The organism is Paracoccus sp. L-17 (genome assembly GCF_056857655.1).
Genome location: NZ_JBSXNM010000043.1, coordinates 120,173 through 140,371 on the forward strand (window position 1 = coordinate 120,173; position 20,199 = coordinate 140,371).

At 64.6% G+C, this 20,199-nt stretch carries 20 protein-coding genes and 1 tRNA gene; 7 read left to right on the top strand and 14 right to left on the bottom strand.

Features of this window, described 5'->3' with window-relative positions:
- Window positions 1–39: 39 nt before the first annotated feature.
- The 4 genes from AC13CR_RS13970 to AC13CR_RS13985 form a co-directional block, all read right to left on the bottom strand.
- Complete coding sequence (locus AC13CR_RS13970; protein WP_292953402.1) at window positions 40–1,365, bottom strand: sigma-54-dependent transcriptional regulator; 1,326 nt, start codon at window positions 1,363–1,365, stop codon at window positions 40–42.
- Between the two features lie 22 nt (window positions 1,366–1,387).
- Window positions 1,388–3,181 carry a sensor histidine kinase gene (locus AC13CR_RS13975; protein WP_482900891.1) on the bottom strand — a complete coding sequence of 598 codons (1,794 nt, stop codon included), beginning with the start codon at window positions 3,179–3,181 and terminating at the stop codon, window positions 1,388–1,390.
- Between the two features lie 63 nt (window positions 3,182–3,244).
- A complete protein-coding gene (purQ, locus tag AC13CR_RS13980; RefSeq protein WP_292953405.1) occupies window positions 3,245–3,913 on the bottom strand; it encodes a phosphoribosylformylglycinamidine synthase subunit PurQ in 669 nt (222 codons plus the stop codon).
- 98 nt (window positions 3,914–4,011) lie between these two features.
- Window positions 4,012–4,242, bottom strand: a complete 231-nt coding sequence (locus AC13CR_RS13985; protein WP_292953408.1) for a DUF2061 domain-containing protein — start codon at window positions 4,240–4,242, stop codon at window positions 4,012–4,014.
- Between the two features lie 108 nt (window positions 4,243–4,350).
- On the opposite strand from AC13CR_RS13985, the gene AC13CR_RS13990 reads away from it, so the two are divergent.
- Window positions 4,351–5,220, top strand: coding sequence for a helix-turn-helix domain-containing protein (locus AC13CR_RS13990; RefSeq protein WP_292953411.1), 870 nt, complete (start codon window positions 4,351–4,353; stop codon window positions 5,218–5,220).
- 69 nt (window positions 5,221–5,289) lie between these two features.
- Here AC13CR_RS13990 and AC13CR_RS13995 read toward each other — a convergent pair whose 3' ends face one another.
- The gene (locus AC13CR_RS13995; protein ID WP_292953414.1) at window positions 5,290–6,501 is read right to left on the bottom strand and encodes an NADP-dependent isocitrate dehydrogenase; all 1,212 of its coding nucleotides are present in this window, start codon (window positions 6,499–6,501) and stop codon (window positions 5,290–5,292) included.
- A 214-nt stretch (window positions 6,502–6,715) separates the two neighbouring features.
- On the opposite strand from AC13CR_RS13995, the gene AC13CR_RS14000 reads away from it, so the two are divergent.
- Window positions 6,716–7,876: a Hint domain-containing protein gene (locus tag AC13CR_RS14000; RefSeq protein WP_446237612.1), complete on the top strand. Its 1,161-nt coding sequence runs from the start codon at window positions 6,716–6,718 to the stop codon at window positions 7,874–7,876.
- Between the two features lie 5 nt (window positions 7,877–7,881).
- Here the strand turns inward: AC13CR_RS14000 and AC13CR_RS14005 are convergent, their stop codons facing one another.
- Both AC13CR_RS14005 and AC13CR_RS14010 read right to left on the bottom strand, forming a co-directional pair.
- Complete coding sequence (locus AC13CR_RS14005; RefSeq protein ID WP_446233764.1) at window positions 7,882–9,009, bottom strand: HD domain-containing protein; 1,128 nt, start codon at window positions 9,007–9,009, stop codon at window positions 7,882–7,884.
- Between the two features lie 7 nt (window positions 9,010–9,016).
- Complete coding sequence (locus AC13CR_RS14010; protein WP_292953423.1) at window positions 9,017–9,679, bottom strand: alpha/beta hydrolase; 663 nt, start codon at window positions 9,677–9,679, stop codon at window positions 9,017–9,019.
- A 166-nt stretch (window positions 9,680–9,845) separates the two neighbouring features.
- Here AC13CR_RS14010 and iscR point away from each other — a divergent pair, with 166 nt between their 5' ends.
- The gene (gene iscR, locus AC13CR_RS14015; RefSeq protein WP_292953426.1) at window positions 9,846–10,304 is read left to right on the top strand and encodes a Fe-S cluster assembly transcriptional regulator IscR; all 459 of its coding nucleotides are present in this window, start codon (window positions 9,846–9,848) and stop codon (window positions 10,302–10,304) included.
- Window positions 10,305–10,388: 84 nt separating this feature from the next.
- Here the strand turns inward: iscR and AC13CR_RS14020 are convergent.
- Window positions 10,389–10,472, bottom strand: a tRNA-Tyr gene (locus AC13CR_RS14020).
- A gap of 136 nt (window positions 10,473–10,608) precedes the next feature.
- Between AC13CR_RS14020 and AC13CR_RS14025 the strand changes: the two genes are divergently transcribed.
- From AC13CR_RS14025 to AC13CR_RS14035, 3 genes are all read left to right on the top strand, one after another.
- Window positions 10,609–11,412 carry a TrmH family RNA methyltransferase gene (locus tag AC13CR_RS14025; RefSeq protein WP_292953429.1) on the top strand — a complete coding sequence of 268 codons (804 nt, stop codon included), beginning with the start codon at window positions 10,609–10,611 and terminating at the stop codon, window positions 11,410–11,412.
- Between the two features lie 91 nt (window positions 11,413–11,503).
- The gene (locus tag AC13CR_RS14030) at window positions 11,504–11,914 is read left to right on the top strand and encodes a YHS domain-containing (seleno)protein (RefSeq protein ID WP_292953432.1); all 411 of its coding nucleotides are present in this window, start codon (window positions 11,504–11,506) and stop codon (window positions 11,912–11,914) included.
- 238 nt (window positions 11,915–12,152) lie between these two features.
- Entirely contained in the window at window positions 12,153–12,584 is a 432-nt protein-coding gene (locus AC13CR_RS14035) for a CoA-binding protein (protein WP_292953435.1), read from the top strand.
- Between the two features lie 73 nt (window positions 12,585–12,657).
- On the opposite strand, the gene AC13CR_RS14040 is transcribed toward AC13CR_RS14035, so the two are convergent.
- Window positions 12,658–14,586, bottom strand: a complete 1,929-nt coding sequence (locus tag AC13CR_RS14040; protein WP_292953438.1) for an OmpA family protein — start codon at window positions 14,584–14,586, stop codon at window positions 12,658–12,660.
- Between the two features lie 297 nt (window positions 14,587–14,883).
- Between AC13CR_RS14040 and AC13CR_RS14045 the strand changes: the two genes are divergently transcribed.
- A complete protein-coding gene (locus AC13CR_RS14045; RefSeq protein ID WP_292953441.1) occupies window positions 14,884–16,086 on the top strand; it encodes an acyl-CoA dehydrogenase in 1,203 nt (400 codons plus the stop codon).
- 88 nt (window positions 16,087–16,174) lie between these two features.
- Here AC13CR_RS14045 and AC13CR_RS14050 read toward each other — a convergent pair whose 3' ends face one another.
- The 5 genes from AC13CR_RS14050 to AC13CR_RS14070 are packed head-to-tail and all read right to left on the bottom strand — an operon-like array spanning window position 16,175 to window position 20,154.
- Window positions 16,175–17,014 carry a ferredoxin--NADP reductase gene (locus AC13CR_RS14050; RefSeq protein WP_292953444.1) on the bottom strand — a complete coding sequence of 280 codons (840 nt, stop codon included), beginning with the start codon at window positions 17,012–17,014 and terminating at the stop codon, window positions 16,175–16,177.
- Between the two features lie 52 nt (window positions 17,015–17,066).
- The gene (locus tag AC13CR_RS14055; protein ID WP_292953447.1) at window positions 17,067–17,453 is read right to left on the bottom strand and encodes a DUF934 domain-containing protein; all 387 of its coding nucleotides are present in this window, start codon (window positions 17,451–17,453) and stop codon (window positions 17,067–17,069) included.
- On the bottom strand, window positions 17,450–18,181 hold the full coding sequence (locus tag AC13CR_RS14060; protein WP_292953450.1) for a phosphoadenylyl-sulfate reductase: 732 nt from the start codon (window positions 18,179–18,181) through the stop codon (window positions 17,450–17,452). Before AC13CR_RS14060 ends, AC13CR_RS14055 begins: the two co-directional genes overlap by 4 nt.
- Entirely contained in the window at window positions 18,174–19,832 is a 1,659-nt protein-coding gene (locus AC13CR_RS14065) for a nitrite/sulfite reductase (protein WP_482900892.1), read from the bottom strand. The genes AC13CR_RS14060 and AC13CR_RS14065 overlap by 8 nt, the downstream gene beginning before the upstream one ends.
- A complete protein-coding gene (locus AC13CR_RS14070; protein WP_292953456.1) occupies window positions 19,825–20,154 on the bottom strand; it encodes a DUF2849 domain-containing protein in 330 nt (109 codons plus the stop codon). Before AC13CR_RS14070 ends, AC13CR_RS14065 begins: the two co-directional genes overlap by 8 nt.
- Window positions 20,155–20,199: the final 45 nt, after the last annotated feature.

Sequence of the window (20,199 nt, forward strand, 5' to 3'; positions counted from 1 at the left end):
GAGCTCCGGGGGCGAAGACCGCCCCCGGTTCAAATCCGCCTACAGGTAATCCCCGCGCTGCAAGCCGTATTTGGCCATCTTCTCGTTCAGCGTCCGGCGCGGCAGGCACAATTCGTCCATCACCCCGGCGATGCTGCCCTTGTGGCGGCGCATGGTATTGTCGATCAGCATCTTCTCGAAACTTTCGACATATTCCTTCAGCGGCTTGCCCTCGGTCGTGGTCGCCTGCTGCGTATCCTCGCCATCGGCCATCAGCAGCGAGGCGATGGATCCCGACCCGCGCCGGTTCTGCAGCACCGCCCGTTCGGCCACGTTGATCAGCTGGCGGATATTCCCGGGCCACGGCGCCTGCAGCAATTGCGCGGCTTCCTGGGCGCTGACCTGCGGCGGCTCGCAGCCGTATTCCTCGCTGAACTGTTCGGTCATGCGGGTAAAAAGCTGCAAGATGTCCTCGCCGCGCGCGCGCAGCGGCGGCAGCGCGATCTTCAGCGCCGACAGGCGATAGAACAGGTCGGGACGTAACGAATCCTCGGCCTTGCGGCCCTCGCCTCGGGCGTTCGAGATGGCGATGATGCGGGTCTCGGCCGGCGTTCCCTGTTCGCTGATGAATGCCAGCAGGCGGGCTTGCAACCCTTCGGACAGCGCCTCGACATCCTCGAGGCACAGGGTGCCGCCGCGCGCTTCCTCGACCGCCGGCAGGCCGTCCTCCATCGGACCGAACAGCCGCGCGGCCAACGCCTCGTCGTTATAGGCGGCGCAGGAGACGGGAACGAATTTCTTCGTTGCGCGCGGACCCACCGCGTGCAGGGCATGGGCGACCAGCGTCTTGCCGGTTCCGGTCTCGCCGTCGATCAGGACGTGCCCATCCGCCTGCCCCAGATCCAGGATATCCTCGCGCAGGCGTTCCATGACCGGGCTGGATCCGATCAGCTTGGACATGACCTGCTGGCCCTCCGACAGGTCGCGGCGCAGGGCGCGGTTGTCCAGCGTCATCCGCCGCGCCTGAGTGGCCTTCTTGGCCAGCTGCGTCATCTTGTCGGGATTGAACGGCTTTTCCATGAAGTCCATGGCGCCCAACCGCATCGCCTCGACCGCCATCGGCACATCGCCGTGGCCGGTGATCAGGATCACGGGCAGCGCCGAGTCCAGCCCCATCAGCCGCTTCAGGAACGCGATCCCGTCCATGCCGGGCATGCGGATATCGGACACGACAACGCCCGGCCAGTCCGCCCCGATGACCTTCAGGGCATCTTCGGCACTGGCATAGGTTTCGGTGTCGAATCCCGACAGGACCAGCCACTGGCTGATCGATTCCCGCATGTCGGGTTCGTCGTCAACAATCGCAATCTTCAGCTTGCGGGACATCGGGCATCCTCTCTCTTTGTTCTTATTCGGCGGCCATCGCCTCGCGCGATCGTCCGGGCCGGTGCAGGGGCAACTCGACCTGAAAGACGGCGCCGCCCCCGGTTTCGTTATGTGCGGTCAGGCGCCCCCCGAAATCCGCCACGATGGTAGAGGAAATCGCAAGGCCCAATCCGGTTCCTTCACCGGGCTTCTTCGTCGTCCAGAACGGTTCGAACAGCTTTTCCAGGTCGGAAACACCCGGTCCGTTGTCACGCACGGACACATAGGCGTGAGAGCCGCTCTCGACCGAGATGTCGATCTGCGCCTCGCGGCGGTCCCTGACCGCATCGATCGCGTTCCGCAGCAGGTTGATGATGACCTGTTCCAGCCGGATACGGTCGGCCAGCACCATCACGCGGCCGCGCGGCAGGTTGCGATTGACGCGGATCGTGCGCGCGCGAAGCTGAGGTTCCATCATCGTCAGCGCACTGCTGACCGCGGCGCGCAGATCGACCGGCTCGACCGCCTCGCCGCCCTTGCGGGCGTAGGATTTCAGCTGCCGGGTGATCGCGCCCATCCGCTCGATCAGATCGTCGATGCGCTGGAAGCTGGACAATGCCTCTTCGCCGCGGCCGCGTTGCAGCAGCAGCCGCGCGCCGGCCAGATAGGTCTTCATCGCGGCCAGCGGCTGGTTCAGTTCGTGGCTGACACCGGCCGACATCTCGCCCAGAGCCGCCAGTTTCGAACTTTGCTGGACCGTCTGCTCGGCCACCCGCAGCTCTTTCTGAACCCGTTCGCGTTCCGTGATCTCTCGGGTCAGGCGCAGGTTCAGGGCCCGCAGATCGGCCGATTCGCGCATATAGGCGGCCGATTGCCGCCGCGCCCGACGCGACAGGACGTAGAAGGTGCCCGCCAGCAGGATCGCAAAACCCATGATTTCCAGCGCGAGGACGGCGTTCACACGCTCGCGGATCGAAACATAGGTGGTGAAGCTGACCATCCGCCAGCCCCGGAACGGGATCCGCGATTCGTTGCGCATCACGGCGCGGCCCTGAAGATAGGCGTCGGCGGGGGGGCTGGTCCAGTCGGCCGTGACCTGGAATGCCCGCTGGATCGCTGACGGCGCCGATCGCACCGCCAGCGCCTCGGGCATGGTCAGCCCGCGCCAGCGCGGCTCGGTCGCCAGGATGATCGTGCCTTCGCTGTCGGTCACCGCAACGGCGTCCGAGATCCCCGCCCAGGACCGTTCCAGCCGGGTCAGATCCGCGCCCACCACGATCACGCCCAGCGTCTTGCCATCGGCCACCACCGCGCGCGAATAGGTGAATTCGAAGGCACCGGACCCCTGATTCGAGACCGTGAAGACCGTGTCGCGCGAGCGCAGCGCCTCGACATAATAAGGTGCCAGTGCGTTGTTGCTGCCAAGCTGATAGCGGTCGGTCGAGCCGACCGTGCGCCCGGAAGCGTCCAGAAGCCGGATCGAGGCCGCGCCGATTTCCTTCTGCGCCTCGATCAGCCGTGCCGAGGTCATCGAGAATTCGTTGCCCTGCAGCGACTGGATCAGCGTGGGGTCGCGCGCCAGCAGCAGCGGAACCACCTGATTGCGCTGCAATTCCGACATCAGATTGCCGGTATACAACGCCAGCCGCAATTCCGATCGGACACGGGTATTTTCGGAAAACCGCTCGGTCAGCCAGGTGTTGGTTGTCCAGATGGAAGCCAGCGCCGTCAGGAAGATCAGCGCGATGGCCAGGCGCAGCCACCACGGATTGGCGGGCTGGGGCCGGCCCGCGCGCGCGCCTTCGTCCAAGGCGCCGCTGTCCTGATCCTCGGTCACGGGTTCATCCGGCGAAAATCCTGTAATCGTCGCAATCTAGGCCCAGAAGGACGATCGCTCAAGTCAGGCGTGAACCAGATGGTCCACCAGCGACCGGAACAGCACCGCGCCATCGGTGCCGCCCAGATCGGGATCGGCGGCGCGTTCGGGATGTGGCATCAGCCCCAGAACGCGGCGGTTTTCCGACAGGATCCCCGCAATATCGGCGATCGAACCATTGATGCCCGGCGCATAGGTGAATGCGATCCGGTCCTGGTCGCGCAGTTCGGCCAGCCCGTTGTCGGTGATCTGATAATTGCCGTCGTGATGGGCCACGGGAATGGTGATCTGCTGTCCGGCGGCATAGCCGGCTGTGAAGGCGCTGGCGGTCGTGGCCACGTTCAGCCGCGCCGGATTGCACAGAAAGGTCAGCCCCCGATTGCGCATCAACGCGCCAGGAAGAAGCCCGAGTTCGGTCAGCACCTGAAAGCCGTTGCAGATGCCCAGCACGAAGCCACCCCTTCGGGCGTGGTCGCGAAGCGGCGCGGCGATGGGCGAATGCGCGGCGATGGCTCCGCAGCGCAGGTAGTCGCCATAGGAAAACCCACCCGGCACGCCGACCAGATCGGTGCCTTCGGGCAACGAATCGTCCTTGTGCCAGACCCGTTCCACGCGGGCCCCGGCGCGTTCCAGTGCGATGGCCAGATCGCGGTCGCAATTGGATCCGGGAAAGGTGATGATCGCGGCTTTCATGACGGGCTCCGGAGGGCGGGACGAGACGGGAATGTCCTTGCTGCGCAGGCGATAGCGGATTTCGTCGCCGTTGGAAAGCGGGCCGCTGTCCGCGCCCGCTATGCGCGGCGGGCGGCGGTGGCTGGCCGCGCGGCCCTGCCCCAGCCGATGCGCTGCCACAGACGTTCGTAGCCCGTGTAGAGAACGATTCCCAACGCCGCGTTGATCAGAGCGATAGACCCGCCGGCGCTGGCCGAACCGGTCACCAAAAGGCCCACCACCGTCATCACGACCAGCCCCAGCATCTGCCAGAGAACGGCCTTGGTCAGGGATCGGCGACGGGTTTCCATGTCCTGCTCCTTCTGTTCGGGATTGCGACAGGGCTATCATCCGGCCGACCCGCACAGAATTCCGAACATTGTTAGCATAAAGGCGCAAAGCGTGATAATTGTCACCACATGAAGAATCTTGTGGACAGGCGCGATCTTGCGCGGCAATTGCGGCGCAGGCTTTCGCGGATCATGGCAGAGACCGGCGAAACGCAGTCAGGTCTGGCCCGTGCGATCGGCGTGGATCGGTCGACCGTGTCGCAATTTCTTGCGGATGAGGGCGGGCGGATGCCCGGCGCGCATCTGGTTGCCTCGGCCGCGCGGCATTTCGGGATCAGCACGGACTGGCTGCTGGGTCTCAGCGAACATCAGCAGATGGCAACCGATCTGGTCGATGCCTCGTTGCAGGTGACGGCGGCCACGCGGGCGCTGATCGACGATCAGCTTTACCAATGGCATCAGCAGGCCGCGGGCTACAAGATCCGCCACGTGCCCACTGGCCTTCCCGACATGCTGAAAACCCATGAAATGCTGCGATGGGAATATGCCCGACACCGGACCCGCAGCACGGAACAGGCGATCGAGGCAAGCGAAAGGCGGCTGGACTGGATGCGGCAGACCGCATCGGACCTGGAGATCGCCATGCCGCGGCAAGAACTCGAGGCGCTGGCGCGGGGCGAAGGCTATTACGACGATCTGCCCGGCGCCCTGCGCGATGCCCAGCTTGACCATGTGCATGAGGTGACCGAACAGCTCTATCCCTCGCTGCGGGTCTGTCTTTTCGATGCGCGGGAATTGTTCTCGGCGCCGCTGACGGTGTTCGGGCCGCTGATGGCCGCCATCTACATCGGTCAGAATTACCTGGTTTTCCGGGACAGCGACCGGGTCCGCATCCTGACGACGCATTTCGACCAGCTCGTGCGTCACGCAGAAACAGGCGCGCGCGACCTGCCCGCTTTGCTGACGGGCCTGCGCGAAGCGAAAGGCCGCGCGGAATAATCCGCGCGGCCTTGCGAAGTCGGCACCCCCGCGCCCGGAACGATCGGCGGGATCAGATGGCGCGTGCGGTCAGGCGAGCGCCTTGTTCAGGTATTCATCCACCTTTTCCAGATAGCCCATCGTGGTCAACCATTCCTGATCCGGCCCGACCAGCAGCGCCAGATCCTTGGTCATGAATCCATCCTCGACCGTCTGCACGGTGACCTTCTCCAGCGTCGTGGCGAAGTTCAGCAATGCATCATTGCCGTCCAGCTTGGCACGGTGCTTCAACCCGCCCGTCCAGGCAAAGATCGATGCGATCGAGTTGGTCGAGGTCGCCTTGCCCTGCTGGTGCTGACGGTAATGTCGCGTGACGGTGCCGTGGGCGGCCTCGGATTCGACGATCTTGCCGTCGGGCGTCATCAGCACGCTGGTCATCAGCCCCAGGCTGCCAAATCCCTGCGCAACCGTGTCCGACTGCACGTCACCGTCGTAATTCTTGCAGGCCCAGACATAGCCGCCCGACCACTTCATCGCGCTGGCCACCATGTCGTCGATCAGCCGGTGTTCGTAGGTGATGCCGGCCTTCTTGAAGCGATCTTCGAATTCCTCCTCATAGACCTTCTGGAACAGATCCTTGAAGCGACCGTCATAGGCTTTCAGGATCGTGTTCTTGGTCGACAGATAAACCGGCAAGCCGCGGTTCAGACCGTAGTTCATGCTGGCGCGGGCGAAGTCGAGGATCGAATCGTCGAGGTTGTACATCGCCATCGCGACGCCGGAACCGGGCGACTGGAACACCTCGTGCTCGATCGTCTCGCCGTCGTCGCCGACGAACTTGATGGTCAGCTTGCCCTTGCCGGGAAAGCGGAAATCGGTGGCGCGATACTGGTCGCCGAAGGCGTGGCGACCGACGATGATCGGCTGGGTCCAGCCCGGTACAAGCCGCGGCACATTCTTGCAGATGATCGGTTCGCGAAAGATCACGCCGCCCAGGATGTTGCGGATCGTGCCGTTCGGGCTGCGCCACATCTTCTTGAGGCCGAATTCCTCGACGCGCGCCTCATCCGGGGTGATCGTGGCACATTTGACGCCGGCGCCGTGCTTCTTGATCGCCTCGGCCGCGTCCACGGTGATCTGATCGTCGGTGCGGTCGCGTTCCTCGATGCCCAGATCGTAATATTTCAGGTCGATATCCAGATAGGGCAGGATCAGTTTCTGCTTGATGAAATCCCAGATGATGCGGGTCATCTCGTCGCCATCAAGCTCGACGACGGGGTTCTCTACCTTGATTTTCGACATGATGCCCCCTTTGGCGTTGGATTCGGATTGCCGCGGTCATACCCCGTCCGGTCGCGAAAGGAAAGAATGTATGCGACTGTATGCAATCAGCGTTCCGCGGGCGTTATTTTTAGGTTAACAACCTGATTTTAATAAATTTTCAAACTCAATCCCCATGCGTTTCCAGGTCGGACGTGATAGCCATCGTCGAGTTTTCAGCGTGGATGGTTTCAAAATGATCGAATACCCGACCTACAACATGATCCATCTGGGCCAGTTCGCGGACATCGATCCTGACGAACGCAGCTTTGCCTCGGAAAAAGCGACACGGATCTTTGCCGGGAAATCCTTCGGCAGCGCCGAGGATCCGCTTTACGGCAAGCTGACCGCCGTCACGATGCAGGACGACAACGGCGATGGTCAGTTGCTGACGAACAACTGGCGGGGCGAGCAGGAAAAGATCAGCTATTCGCTGAACGGAACGCAAACCGCCTCGCACGAGATCGATGGCGCCTTCACCGCCACCGAGGTCGCGATCACCCGCCTATTGCCCGATGGCCGGACCGATACGGTCAAAAGCATGGTCCGCATCTTCCAGGACACATCGGGCAACGTCTTCATGATTCCGCCGCCGGTGCAGGACAGCACGCAGGCCGAGGTCGCGGCCGTGACCACCTATCCCATCGTCTCGATCGCGCTGCCGCGGGCGCAGGATTTCAACGTCAATTACAATGCGGCCTATGCCGGGCGCCATGACATGGCCTCGTTCGCGACCGTCACCCCGCCCTGCTTTACCCTGGGCACGATGATCCTCACCGATCGGGGCGAACGGGCTGTCGAGGATCTGGTGCCGGGCGATCTGGTCTGGACCCGCGATCACGGCTTGCAGCCGATCCGCTGGGTCGGACGGCGCCGACTGGATCCGCCGGCGCTGGCGGCGATGCCGCGGATGCGCCCCATCCGCATCCGCGTGGGCGCCCTGGGCGACGGCCTGCCACGTCACGATCTGGTCGTGTCGCCCCAGCACCGGGTTCTGGTCCGCTCACCCATCGCGCAGCGCATGTTCGGCGCATCCGAATTGCTGGTTGCGGCCAAGCAGATGACCGAGATGCCTGGCATCGAGCCGGCCGCGGATCTGGATGAGGTGACCTATCTGCATCTGATGTTCGACCAGCACGAAATCGTGCTGTCGAACGGGGCCGAGACCGAATCACTCTATCCCGGCCCGCAGGCGCTGCTGTCTCTGGGACCGGTCGCCGAGGAAATCTTTACCCTGTTTCCGGATTTGCGCGATCGCAGCGACGCCTTTCCCGCGGCGCGGCCCTTTGCCACCGGCAAGCGTGCACGCCACCTGGTCGATCGCCACAACGCCAATGCCCGCCCGCTGGTGGTCTGAGTGGCTCAGCCGAACCATCCCTTGATCTCGCCATGCAGCCATGACCAAAGGCCGGGTGCCCCGGCGGCAATCCTGGTTCCGACCCGGGTTTCGATATCGCCCAGCGTGACGGCATATTCGCGCCAGCCGTTTCCGCCCGAGCGCAGGTTCTGCACGGCCGGCTGACAGCGATCCAGGGCCTTTGCGAAAACCGCGTCCGGTGTCGCCGCGGCCTCGAACTCGGTCCACAGCGCCAGCAATTCGGCGGCCTGATCCTGCGGCAGAAGTCCGAAAATGCGGCGCGCGGCGCGGGCTTCGGCCGCCTGAATCCGGGGCGATCCGTGGGCCTGACCCTGGGCCGAATGCAGCGGCACGTCGCCCACATCAATCTCGACCAGATCATGAATCAGCAGCATCCGGATCACCCGGCCGATATCGACCGCGCCCTTGGCAAGATCGGCCAGGACCAGCGCGTAAAGCGCCACGTGCCAGCTGTGTTCGCCGCTGTTCTCGCGCCGCGACCCGTCGATCAGCGTATTGGCCCGATAGACCGATTTCAGCCGATCGGCCTCGGCCAGAAAGGCCAGCCGCCGTGCCAGATCGCCGTCGGGCACGGCGCGGCCCCGCATCAGGGCTTCGGCGGCCGCAGCCGCCTCGGGCCAGTCCTGCCGCAATCGCCTGGCGCGGCCGCCATTCAAGTTGGCCTGTACGATCCGGACGTGATCGGGCCGCGGCGTGGCAGCAGAGACGACCTGAAACAACGGATTTGCGTGATCCATGCGCTTGGCAAAGTTCGCGTCGGACGAGGCGGCCGCCTCGAATTCGGCCCAGAGTCCGCGCAAATCGCCTGAATCGCCTGCAAGCCCGAAAATGCGGTCGGCCGCCCTGGCTTCGGCCCGGGCAAGGGCCGCGGCATCGTGATCCAGATGGATCGGTTGATCGCCTGCATCGATCTCGACCAGGTCGTGCAGCAGCAGCATGGCGATGGCGCGGTCCGATCCGCCGAACACCATCGCCCACAGCGCGGCGTGCCAGGAATGTTCGGCGCTGTTCTCGGACCGCGACAGATCCATCAGCACATTCGCGCGGCGGACCGTTTTCAGCCGATCCGCCTCGCACAGAAAGGCGATCTGGCGGGCGATACGATCCGACACGGCCGTCTCAGCGGCTGCTTTCGGTCAGGCGCCGGCGGACATAGTTCTGCACCAGCCCGATCATCGGATTCATATGCGTCTCGTCGTCGCGGAAAAAGTGGTCAGCGCCCTCGATTTCCTCGTGGGTGATGGTGATCCCCTTCTGTTCGCGCAACTTGCCGACCAGTGTGTGGGTGTCCTTGGGCGGCGCCACCCGGTCGGCGGTGCCATTGACGATCAGCCCCGACGAGGGACAGGGCGCGAGAAAGCTGAAATCATACATGTTCGCGGGCGGAGAGACGCTGATGAAGCCGGTGATCTCGGGGCGTCGCATCAAAAGCTGCATCCCGATCCAGGCGCCGAAACTGAACCCCGCCACCCAGCAATGCTTGGAATTCGGGTTCATCGCCTGCAGGTAGTCCAGCGCCGAGGCGGCATCGGACAATTCGCCGATCCCCTGATCGAATTCGCCCTGACTACGCCCGACGCCGCGGAAATTGAACCGCATCACGGTGAAGCCCATGTTATGGAACGCATAATGCAGGTTATAGACCACGCGGTTGTTCATCGTGCCGCCGTATTGGGGATGCGGATGCAGGACGATGGCGATGGGGGCGTCGGGCTTGCCCGGCTGCGGGTGATAGCGGCCCTCGAGGCGGCCTTCGGGGCCGGGAAAAATCAGCTCTGGCATCGTCGTCCTTCACGAACTTGGTGGTTCCTTGACGCCTTCGCGTCCGGCTTCTAGACCGTATCATCTGGGAAGCCGGCACCGATTGCGCAAGAAACGGGCCTCGGCGGCATAACGCAGCCGTGCGACACCCGTCAATGCGGCGTGCACGGCGAGGGGAGAGCGGGCGATGAAACTGTCGACCAAGGGGCGCTATGCCATCATTGCGCTGACCGATCTGGCGATCGCGCGCCAGGACGAGATGACTTCGCTGGCCGAGATTTCGAAACGCCAGGACATCTCGCTGCCCTATCTGGAACAGCTTTTCGTGCGGCTGCGACGCTCGGGTCTGGTGACCTCGGTGCGCGGCCCCGGCGGCGGGTATCGCCTTGCCCGCGCGGCCGAAACGATCCGCATCGCCGAGGTGCTGGAGGCGGTCGACGAAACCGTCAGCGCCATGCATGTCGGCGCCGGGGCCTCGGGCGGGGTGTCGGGATCGCGGGCGCAAACGCTGTCGAACCGGCTGTGGGAAAGCCTGTCGGCGCATGTCTATGTCTTCCTGCACAATCACACGCTGGGCGACGTGGCCAAGAACCAGCTGCTTCCCTGCCCCGCCTTACCGCAGATCCTGAACGTCGTGGATGAATGACAGGAGGCAGCCGGTCGGCGGCAAGATTTCAAGGCAGGTCTCGCCAGATGCAACCAGCGGCGAAGCACTTGATCTGATGAAAGATGGTGGGCGACCCTGGAATCGAACCAGGCATGGGTCTCCCCGGCGGAGTTACAGTCCGCTGCCGCACCTTGCAGCACGTCGCCCGCCGACAGCCTTCGGCGTGGGGGCGTGATTAGCCGCGACGCCCAAGGCCGTCAAGCGGATTTCCCGCCCTCATCGGCCGGGGCTTGCACAGCCCTTCCGGGACGCGCAAGAGGACAGCATGCGAAAGGATCCGCAGATGGCCGACAGACCCGGAAAACCCAGAAAGCCCGCATGGGTGATTGACAAGGAACGCACCCGCCGCGCGGCGGCGGCCGAGACGGTCTGGCTGTTCGGCCTGCACGCGGTCCGCGACGCGCTGGCCAATCCGGCGCGGGAAAAACTGCGTCTGGTGGCCACGCGCAACGCCGTGGACCGGCTGGGCGATCTGTCCGGCATGACGCCCGAAATCACCGATCCGCGCGTCTTCGCCAAGACCGTGCCGCTGTCCCCCGATAGCGTCCATCAAGGTGCCGCGCTGGAGGTGAAGCCGCTGAAATGGGGCAGTCTCAGCGAAGTCGCGCTGCGCCAGGCACCGGGCGAGGCGCGCCCCCTGCTGGTGGCGTTGGACCGGGTCAGCGACCCGCACAATATCGGCGCGGTCCTGCGTTCGGCCGAGGTGTTCGGCGCCCGCGCGGTGATCGCGCCCGCCCGTCATTCCGCGCCCGAGACCGGCGCGCTGGCCAAGACCGCCTCGGGCGCGCTGGAACGGCAGCCCTATCTGCGGGTGCCGAACCTGGCCGAGGCGCTGTCGCAACTGAAGGCGATGGGCTTCGTGCTGATCGGTCTGGATGGCAGCGGCAGCCGGCCCCTGCCCGATCTGCTGAGCGATCTGGACGGCCGCGCGATCTGTCTGGTTCTGGGGGCCGAGGGGCCGGGAATGCGCGATCTGACCACCAGAAGCTGCGATCACGTGGCGCGAATTCCCTTTGCCGCCGATTTCGGGTCGCTGAACGTGTCGAACGCGGCCGCCGTGGCGCTGTATGCGGCGGCACAACGCTGACTTCACTTCCCTGCGACGATTTGCGTGTGGGCGTTGAGAATCGCCGCCGTCCCTGCCAATGAGGACGGGTCCCCAATATTCGTCCGGCCACATGAAACCCCTGATCCTGTCGCTTCTGCTCGTTTTCGCTTCGGTCATTCCGGCCGCCGCGCAGATCTGGGCGCTTGGCGGATACGATGTGGTCAGCTACCAGAAATCGGGGCGGCCGATCCCTGGCCGGACCGATATCGCGACGATGTGGCAGGGCAAGATCTGGCATTTCGCCACCGAAGAGAACCGTGCCCGGTTCGAAGCGGATCCGCGATCCTATGCGCCCGGTTTCGGCGGCCTCTGCCCTGTCTCGCTGGCCGAGGGCACAAAGCAGAAGGGCGATCCGCGCTATTTCGTCATCATCGGCAAGCGGTTGTATCTCTTGCGCTCAGCGGCGGCCGAAAGGCAGCTTCTGTCGGCGCCGCGCGAGGTCATCATGCAGGCCCGGGAAACGCTGTCGCGGATGCGATGATGCACGCAACGCCCTGTTCGCGGGCCGTCACGCATTGCGGAAACGCGAATCACGAATTCGCGAAAGGGGTGGAACTTTTCGCCGCAGATCCCCATTTGTCTGTCAGAACATGGCCCCGGAACGGTCATGTTCGGATCACTGTCCCTCGTTCCGCGACTAGCGCCCGGCCAGAATTCTGGACCGGGCGCCTTTTCTATGCAATGGGTCTACGACCTGCGGTTGAGGAAGGAGGCTCGCCATGGATATCGACCTGGACGACGACAGGGATATTTCCCGGATCGCCCATGACGCGAAGGTCATCGCCGTCGTCGGCCTGTCGGCCGATGAAACCCGGCCAAGCTGGGGCGTCGCACGCTATTTGCAGGCACAGGGTTTCCGGATCATCCCGGTCAATCCCGGCAATGCCGGAGAGGAAATTCTGGGCGAAACCGTCTATGCCAGCCTGTCCGAAATTCCGCCCGACGCGCGGGTGGACATGGTGGACATCTTTCGCCGTTCCTCGGCCGTGCCCGACATCGTGAACGAGGCGCTGGCGGTGCTGCCCGAGCTCAGGGTGATCTGGACGCAGCTTGGCGTACGCCATGACGGAGCCGCCGATCAGGCCCGGTCGCGGGGCATCACGGTGGTGCAGGACCGCTGCCCGAAGATCGAATTTCCGCGCCACCTGTAAAGCATCAGGGTGCGGCCTCGAATGATTGAAGGCCCCGGCGTGACCGGGGCCTTCTCATTGTCTGTGGCGGCGATCACTCGGCCTGGGCGGTCTGCAACAGATCGGTGATGCGGCGCACCGACGCGCGGCGGTTCGCGCGAATATCGCCCTCGGCCCGGACTTTCAGATATTGCTCGCCATAGCCCTGCACGACGAGATTTTCGGGCGGCACATCGAAATATTCCGTCAGTGCCAGGGCGACCGATTCGGCGCGCCGGTCCGACAGCGCCAGGTTCATCGGATCCGAGCCGACGGTATCGGTATATCCCTCGACCATGAAGATCTCGCGCGGGTTCTTGGCGACGGCCTCCTGGATGACATTGCCCAGCGTCGACAATTGCCGCGCCTGGTCGGGCTTGATCGCGGCAGAGCCGGTGTCGAAGGTGATCGCGTCAAGATCGACCGGCGCGACCAGTGCGCGAACCTCGGGAATGTTGCGGATCTGGCTCAGCGTGAAGCGGCGGTCCACATTCGCCTCTTGCTGCAGGGCAGCGCGCAGCGCCGCCTCGTCCATCTGCGTCTCGGGCTGGGTGACGGGCTGGGCCGGCGCCGGCAAGGCCGCGATGTTGACGGGCGCCACCGTCCTGGTGTCGTCGATCAGCCGCGTCGAGCGGCCGTCGGGCGAGATCAGTGTCCTGCGCAGCACCCGCAGATCGGCGTCGCGGATGGTGACGACCTTGCTGCCATCCGGGCGCGTCACGATGGTTCGCGACGAGCCATCGTCGAAATTCTCGGTCGTGATGTCGGATCCGGGCTGGCGCAGCAGCGCCACCTCGTCCTTGATGACCTCTTGCGAGCCATCGGCACGGGTGACGACGACACGGTCGGGCGAGCTGAGCGCCACCTGACGGTTGTTGTTCAGATAGGATCCGACCGCCAGCGCGCCCAGTCCCAGCACCAGAGCCTTGGTCAGATCGTTGTTGTCATTGCCGTCCTTCTTCGCCGCTTGACGGTTGCCGTCTTTCTGCTGCAGCGCATTGAGCAGCGAAGTCTGGAAATCCTGCGACGATTGGCGCGAGTTGTCGCGCGTTACCTTGTCGCGCGTCACCTGACCGGTCAGCCCGTCCAGCAGGGCCTTTGCATCCGAGGCTTTCGTCTCGCGCGCGGCCTGACGGGCGCCTTCGGTCTCGCGGTTGCCTTCCTCGGCCACGCGCCGGACCAGATCGCCCTTGTCATTGGCGCGGAACATTTGCGAATCTGCGGGCGCAAGCCGCAACTGGCCATCATCCGAGCGTTCGACCAGCACGCCCTTCGGCGTGATCATCGCCTCGCGGTCGCCACAGGGATAGCTTCCTCCCGAAAGGCATTTCAGATCGCCATCGCGCAGTCCGCCATCGATCTCGGATGCCAGGACGGCGCCCAGGCCGGGCATGGTGCCGGTGCGCTTGCGCGCCACCTCACCCCTGGCCAGCACCAGCCGCCGGCCAGCATCGGCCTCACGACGCTGCCTGGACTTGGCGTCGGTGATCGCCTTGCCCAGCGTGCCCTGGCCCTGGTCTTTGCGGTCGTCGCGCTCACGGGCACGGTCTGCCTTGTTCTCGTCCCTGACGGCTTCGGCACGGCCCTTGGCGCGGTCGCCATCGTTCCGTTTCTTGTCCTTCGCCGCCCGATCCTGGCGGTCATCCTTGCCGCGCGGCCGCTGTTCCTGCCTGGCGCGATCAGCCTGCGCGGGGCGCTTGGCGTCCTCGGCCTTGCGCGCGGCGGCCTTTTCCTTCGGGCGGGTGCCATCCTTGGCGCGATCGGCCTTGGCGGGTCGCTTGTCTTCCTTGGCCTTGGCCTTGGCCGACCCGGACGCGGCATCTTTCTTCTTGCCGTTTTCCGCCTTGGTCTTGTCAGGCTTCTTTTCGTCGCGCGACTTTTTCTGCGCCTCGGCCTGCTTTTCCTTCTGCGCCCTTTCCCGGGCCTGTTTCTGCTTTTCCGCCTCGATCAGCTTCTTCAGCGTGCCTTCATCCTGCGGCGACACATCGTTTCCTTGCCCTTGCGCCTGCGCCACCCTGTAGGATGGGTTCGGCTGGACGGCTGTTTCGGCGATTGCCGCGCCTGAGGCGAAGATAGACAGGCAGGCGGCTATCGCCGTCGTGTTATGTATGATTCGGCGCATGGCGCAACATCCTCCGTCGGTGTTTCCCGGTTACCGCAATAACAGAGGTTTTTCCGACCGGTTCCAACATGCGCGTGAACCCTTTCGTGATGTGGCGCCATTGCCAGCCTTTCATCCCGCAGGCTAGAGATCGGTCAGGCAGATGCAGGAGAAGACGCGATGGCAGCCAAGGATAGCCCGGTTCCGGTCCGGTTCGACTGGGAAGATCCGTTCCGGCTGGAGGATCAACTGAGCGAAGAGGAACGGATGCTGCGCGACGCGGCCCGGGCCTATGCCCAGGACAAGCTGCAAGGCCGCGTCATCGCCGCCTATCGTGACGAGACGACCGACCCCGACATCTTTCGCGAAATGGGAGAGATGGGGTTGCTGGGCGTCACCATCCCCGAGGAATTCGGCGGCATCGGCGCATCCTACGTGGCCTACGGGCTGATCGCGCGCGAGGTCGAGCGGGTCGATTCGGGCTATCGCAGCATGATGTCGGTGCAATCCTCGCTGGTGATGTATCCGATCCACGCCTATGGCAGCGACGCACAGCGTCGCAGATACCTGCCGAAACTGGCCTCGGGCGAATGGATCGGCTGTTTCGGCCTGACCGAACCCGATGCGGGCTCGGATCCGGGGGGCATGAAGACGGTCGCGAAGAAGACCGATGGCGGCTATGTGCTGTCGGGATCGAAGATGTGGATCTCGAATTCGCCCATCGCCGATGTTTTCGTCGTCTGGGCGAAATCGGACGCCCATGGCGGCAAGATCAGGGGATTCGTGCTGGACAGGGGCATGAAGGGGCTGTCGGCGCCCAGGATCGGCGGCAAGCTGTCCCTGCGCGCCTCGATCACCGGCGAAATCGTGATGGATGGCGTCGAGGTGGGCGAGGACGCGCTGCTGCCCGGCGTCGAGGGTCTGAAGGGGCCGTTCGGCTGCCTGAACCGAGCGCGCTATGGCATATCCTGGGGGGTGATGGGCGCGGCCGAGTTCTGCCTTCACGCGGCGCGCCAATACGGGCTGGACCGTCGGCAATTCGGCAAGCCGCTGGCGCAGACGCAACTGCACCAGTTGAAACTGGCCAACATGATGACCGAGATTTCCCTGGGCCTGCAAGCCAGCCTGCGCGTCGGCCGGCTGCTGGATCAGGCGCAGGCCGCCCCCGAGATGATCTCGATCGTCAAGCGCAACAATTGCGGCAAGGCGCTGGAGATTGCGCGGTGGTCGCGCGACATGCATGGCGGCAACGGGATTTCCGAGGAATATCAGGTCATGCGACACATGGCGAACCTGGAAACGGTGAACACCTACGAGGGCACGCACGACATCCACGCGCTGATCCTTGGCCGCGCGATCACCGGGTTGCAGGCGTTCTTCTGATCCGCGTCCCGCGACGGCCGGGGGACATTCTGTCCCCCGGCCCCCCTTGAGGGTATTTGAGCAACAGAGACGCCGCGGAGGCTGCCCCTCAGACACCGTCGCCGACAAAAGCCTTTTCGACCACGAATTCCTTCGGTTCGGAATTGGCGCCCTCGTGCAGGCCGAAGCCTTCCAGCACCGCCTTCACATCGACGTTGAAGGCCAGGCTGCCACAGATCATCGCGCGATCCGTTCCGGGCGAGATCGGCGGCAGGTTCAGATCCTCGAAGACCTTCCCCGAGGTGATGTTGTCGGTGATCCGGCCCATCCGCGGCGATTCCGCGCGGGTGGTCGTGGGGTAGTAAAGCAGTCGATCGGCGAAATCCTCGCCGTAGATTTCGCCCAGAAGCGGATCATTCCTCAGGTCCCCGACCAGCTCGCGGCCATAGGTCAGTTCCTCCGCCGTGCGGCAGGTATGCATCATCACGACCTGCTCGTAGCGCTCGTAGGTTTCGGGATCGCGCATCAGCGAGGCAAAGGGCGCGACGCCGGTGCCGGTGGCCAGAAACCACAGCCGTCTGCCCGGCAGCAATGCGTCGAGGACCAGCGTCCCCACGGGTTTCGGCCGCAGGATGATCTGATCGCCGGGCCGGATATGTTGCAGCCGCGAAGTCAGCGGGCCGTCGGGCACCTTGATGGAATAGAATTCCAGTTCGTCATCCCAGTTGGGCGAGGCGATGGAATAGGCCCGCAGGATCGGCTTGCCGTTATCGCCCGGAAGCCCGATCATCACGAATTCGCCCGAGCGGAAGCGCAGGCTGGCGGGCCGCGTCACGCGGAACGAGAAAAGGCTGTCCGTCCAGTGTTTCACGGCGGTCACGGTCTGCGCGTCGGCAAGCGTCTTGGCAGGTTTCGGGGCAGCATCGGCCACGGTCAGGTCCAGCGTCATGTCTTCTTTCCTGAATGTCTTAAGGGATTTGGCGTCGCGCCGAAAGGCCGGATCAGCCTGCAAGGCGCGCGCGGTGGTCCCAGTCCTTCCAATCGGCGCGGGCCAGCCATTGTTGGGCCGGCTGGCGGGCTGCGATGTCCGGGGCGATCTGCACCTCGTCAAAGCCCACGCGACGGGCCATGGCGTATTGATCCGCGATCAGGCGGCCGGTCGCACGCAGACGCCCGGTGAACCCTATCTCGCGCAGACGGCGACCCAGCGAGAAGCCGCGCCCATCCGAGAATGTCGGAAAATCGACGGCGATCACGGCCCGATGCAGATGATCGACCAGTTCCTCGGGCGTGGTGTCGGGTGCCAGCGTCACCTCGGCGGCGATGTCCAGCGGGTGAAAGCCGTCATCGCGGACGAGGATTTGTTCGCTGTTCAACTGCTCGGTCATGCCGAAACCTTTCCGCGGACCATGCGCCCGCCAATGAAGTGAATGCCGCATTCGGATTTGTCACGGCCGCGCCAACGGCCGGCGCGGGGATCCTCGCCCGGCCCGACGGGCGAGGTGCAGGGCGCGCAACCGATGGACGGATAACCCTTCGAGACAAGCGGATGACGCGGCAGGTTGTTCTCGATCATGTAGTCCTGCACGTCTTCGGGGCGCCAATGGGCCAGCGGGTTGACGCGCAACCGCGACGGGGCCTCGGGTTCGAAAAAGTCCAGGGCGGAACGCTGACCATTCTGGAACCGCTTTCGGCCGGTGATCCATGCGTCGAAACCGGACAGCGCAGCCTCCAGCGGCAGGGACTTGCGGAAATTGCAGCAGGCATCGGGATCGACCTGGTGCAGGGTGCCGTCGGGATCGTGGCGCGCGACCTCGGCGTCGCTGGCGCCGATCACCCGCACATCGGTCAGACCCAGCCGGGCCGAAACCGCGCGCTGATAGTCCAGCGTTTCCGAAAACAGCATCTGCGTATCGATGAACAGGACGGGCAGGCCGGGCGATACGACGCTGATCATGTGCAGCAGGACCACCGATTCCGCCCCGAAGGACGAAACCAGTGCGACCCGCCCCAGATCGGGGTCGGTGACGGCACGGCGCAGAACCTCGGTCGCGGCATGGTGCCGATACCGGTCGTTCAGCCGCCCCGCACGTGTGTCGAGGCCGTGGTCAAGCATCCGCCGTCTCGGGATAGAGCGCGGCCTTGAACGGCACGGGCCCAAGGCGGCGATAGGCGTCGATGAAACGCTCGGTCTCGTCCTCGCGAAGCTCCAGATAGGCGCGCAGCAGGCGGTCGATGGCAGGCACGACCTCTTCGGCAGGAAAACCCGCGCCGGCACGCTGGCCGATGGCCGGAATGTCATAGGCATCGCCGCCCAGCGTGATCTGGTAATTCTCGACGCCCGCGCGGTCCAGTCCCAGGATGCCGATATGGCCCAGGTGGTGGTGGCCGCAGGCATTGATGCAGCCCGAGATGCGGATGTTCAGGTTGCCGATTTCGTTTTCCAGCCCGGCGGCGCGGAAATGATCCGCGATTTCCTCGGCGATGGGGATCGACCGCGCGGTGGCCAGGGTGCAGTAATCCATTCCGGGGCAGGCGATGATATCGCTGGTCAACCCGGCATTGGCCGTGGCCAGCCCGGCCTGGCGCAGGGCCAGATACAGGTCGGGCAGATCGGATTTGTGGACATGGGGCAGCGCGACGTTCTGGTCGTGCATGACCCGCAGATCGGCATGGCCAAAGCGCTCGGCCAGATCGGCCAGCAGGCGCATCTGTCCGGCCGAGGCGTCGCCCGGCGTCTGGCCCGGCGCCTTGAAGGTGACGATCGCGCTGGCATAGCCGTCGACCTTGTGAGCCTTGACGTTGGTGTCGGTCCAGCTGCGGAAGGCCGGATTTGCCTGACGCTGCGCCTCGTAGCCCGCGACCGGCGCGGTGCGGAAGGCCGGCGCGGCGAAGCGGTCGCGAAAGATCGCCAGCGCCTCGCGATCGGCGCCCAGGAAGGCCTGGCGCCGGCGCGCGAATTCCTCCTCGGTCTCGGCCCTGAACACGTCCAGCCCGCGCTCGGCCACGGTGATCTTGACCCGCGCCTTGTATTTGTTGTCGCGCCGGCCGGACAGGTTATAGGTCGCGATGATCGCCTCGATATAGGGCAACAGTTCTTCTTCCGGCAGGAAGTCGCGGATCACCTGGCCCAGAAGCGGCGTCCGGCCCAGTCCGCCGCCCACCCAGACCTCGAAACCGGTCTGGCCGTCGCGCCGGATCAACCGCAATCCGATGTCGTGAGAGGCCACGATGGCGCGATCCTTGGCGCCGCCGGAAATGGCGATCTTGAACTTGCGCGGCAGGAACTGGAATTCGGCATGGTCGGTGGACCAGCTGCGCAGCAATTCAGCATAGGGACGCGGATCGGTCACCTCGTCCGCGGCGGCGCCGGCGAAGGCGTCGGTCGTGACGTTGCGGATCGTGTTGCCCGAAGTCTGGATGGCGTGCATCCCGACCTCGGCAAGCCGGTCCAGCATGTCCGGAATCTCGACCAGCTTGGGCCAATTGAACTGGATGTTCTGGCGCGTGGTCCAGTGGCCATAGCCCTTGTCATAATCCTGCGCCAGATCGGCCAGGACCCGCATCTGGTCGGGACGGATCGTGCCGTAGGGAATCGCCACGCGCAGCATGTAGGCGTGCAATTGCAGATAGACGCCGTTCATCAGCCGCAGCGGCCTGAATTCGTCTTCGGTCAGGCTGCCATCCAGGCGGCGCGCGACCTGGTCGCGGAACTGCGCCGCGCGGTGGCGAACGTAATCGGTTTCGACGGGGCGGATGTCAAACATGATTGGCTTCCGACTTTCTGGCTTGAATTCCGTGAACATAGTTGGATGGACCGGTCTGGCGGAACGCCTCGCGGAAATGCACGGGCTCGGGGCCGTTGGGGCCGCGTCTGGCCTCGACCAGATAGGGGCCGACGACCCGATCGGACTGGCCGATCGCCTTCAGCAGGGCCAGTTCGGCGATCGCCTCGTCCTCGTACAGGGTCGCCTGCGCCGGATCGGGGGACCAGCCGGCATCGCTCATCCACACGTTGTGACCTTCGCGCAGGTCGTTTGCGGTGATGACGCCTGGCCTCGCGGCGCTTGGGGTAAAGGCTTTGCTCATGGATTCGGCCCTTTCGTTTTCCTCTCACAATATAGAATTTTGTTC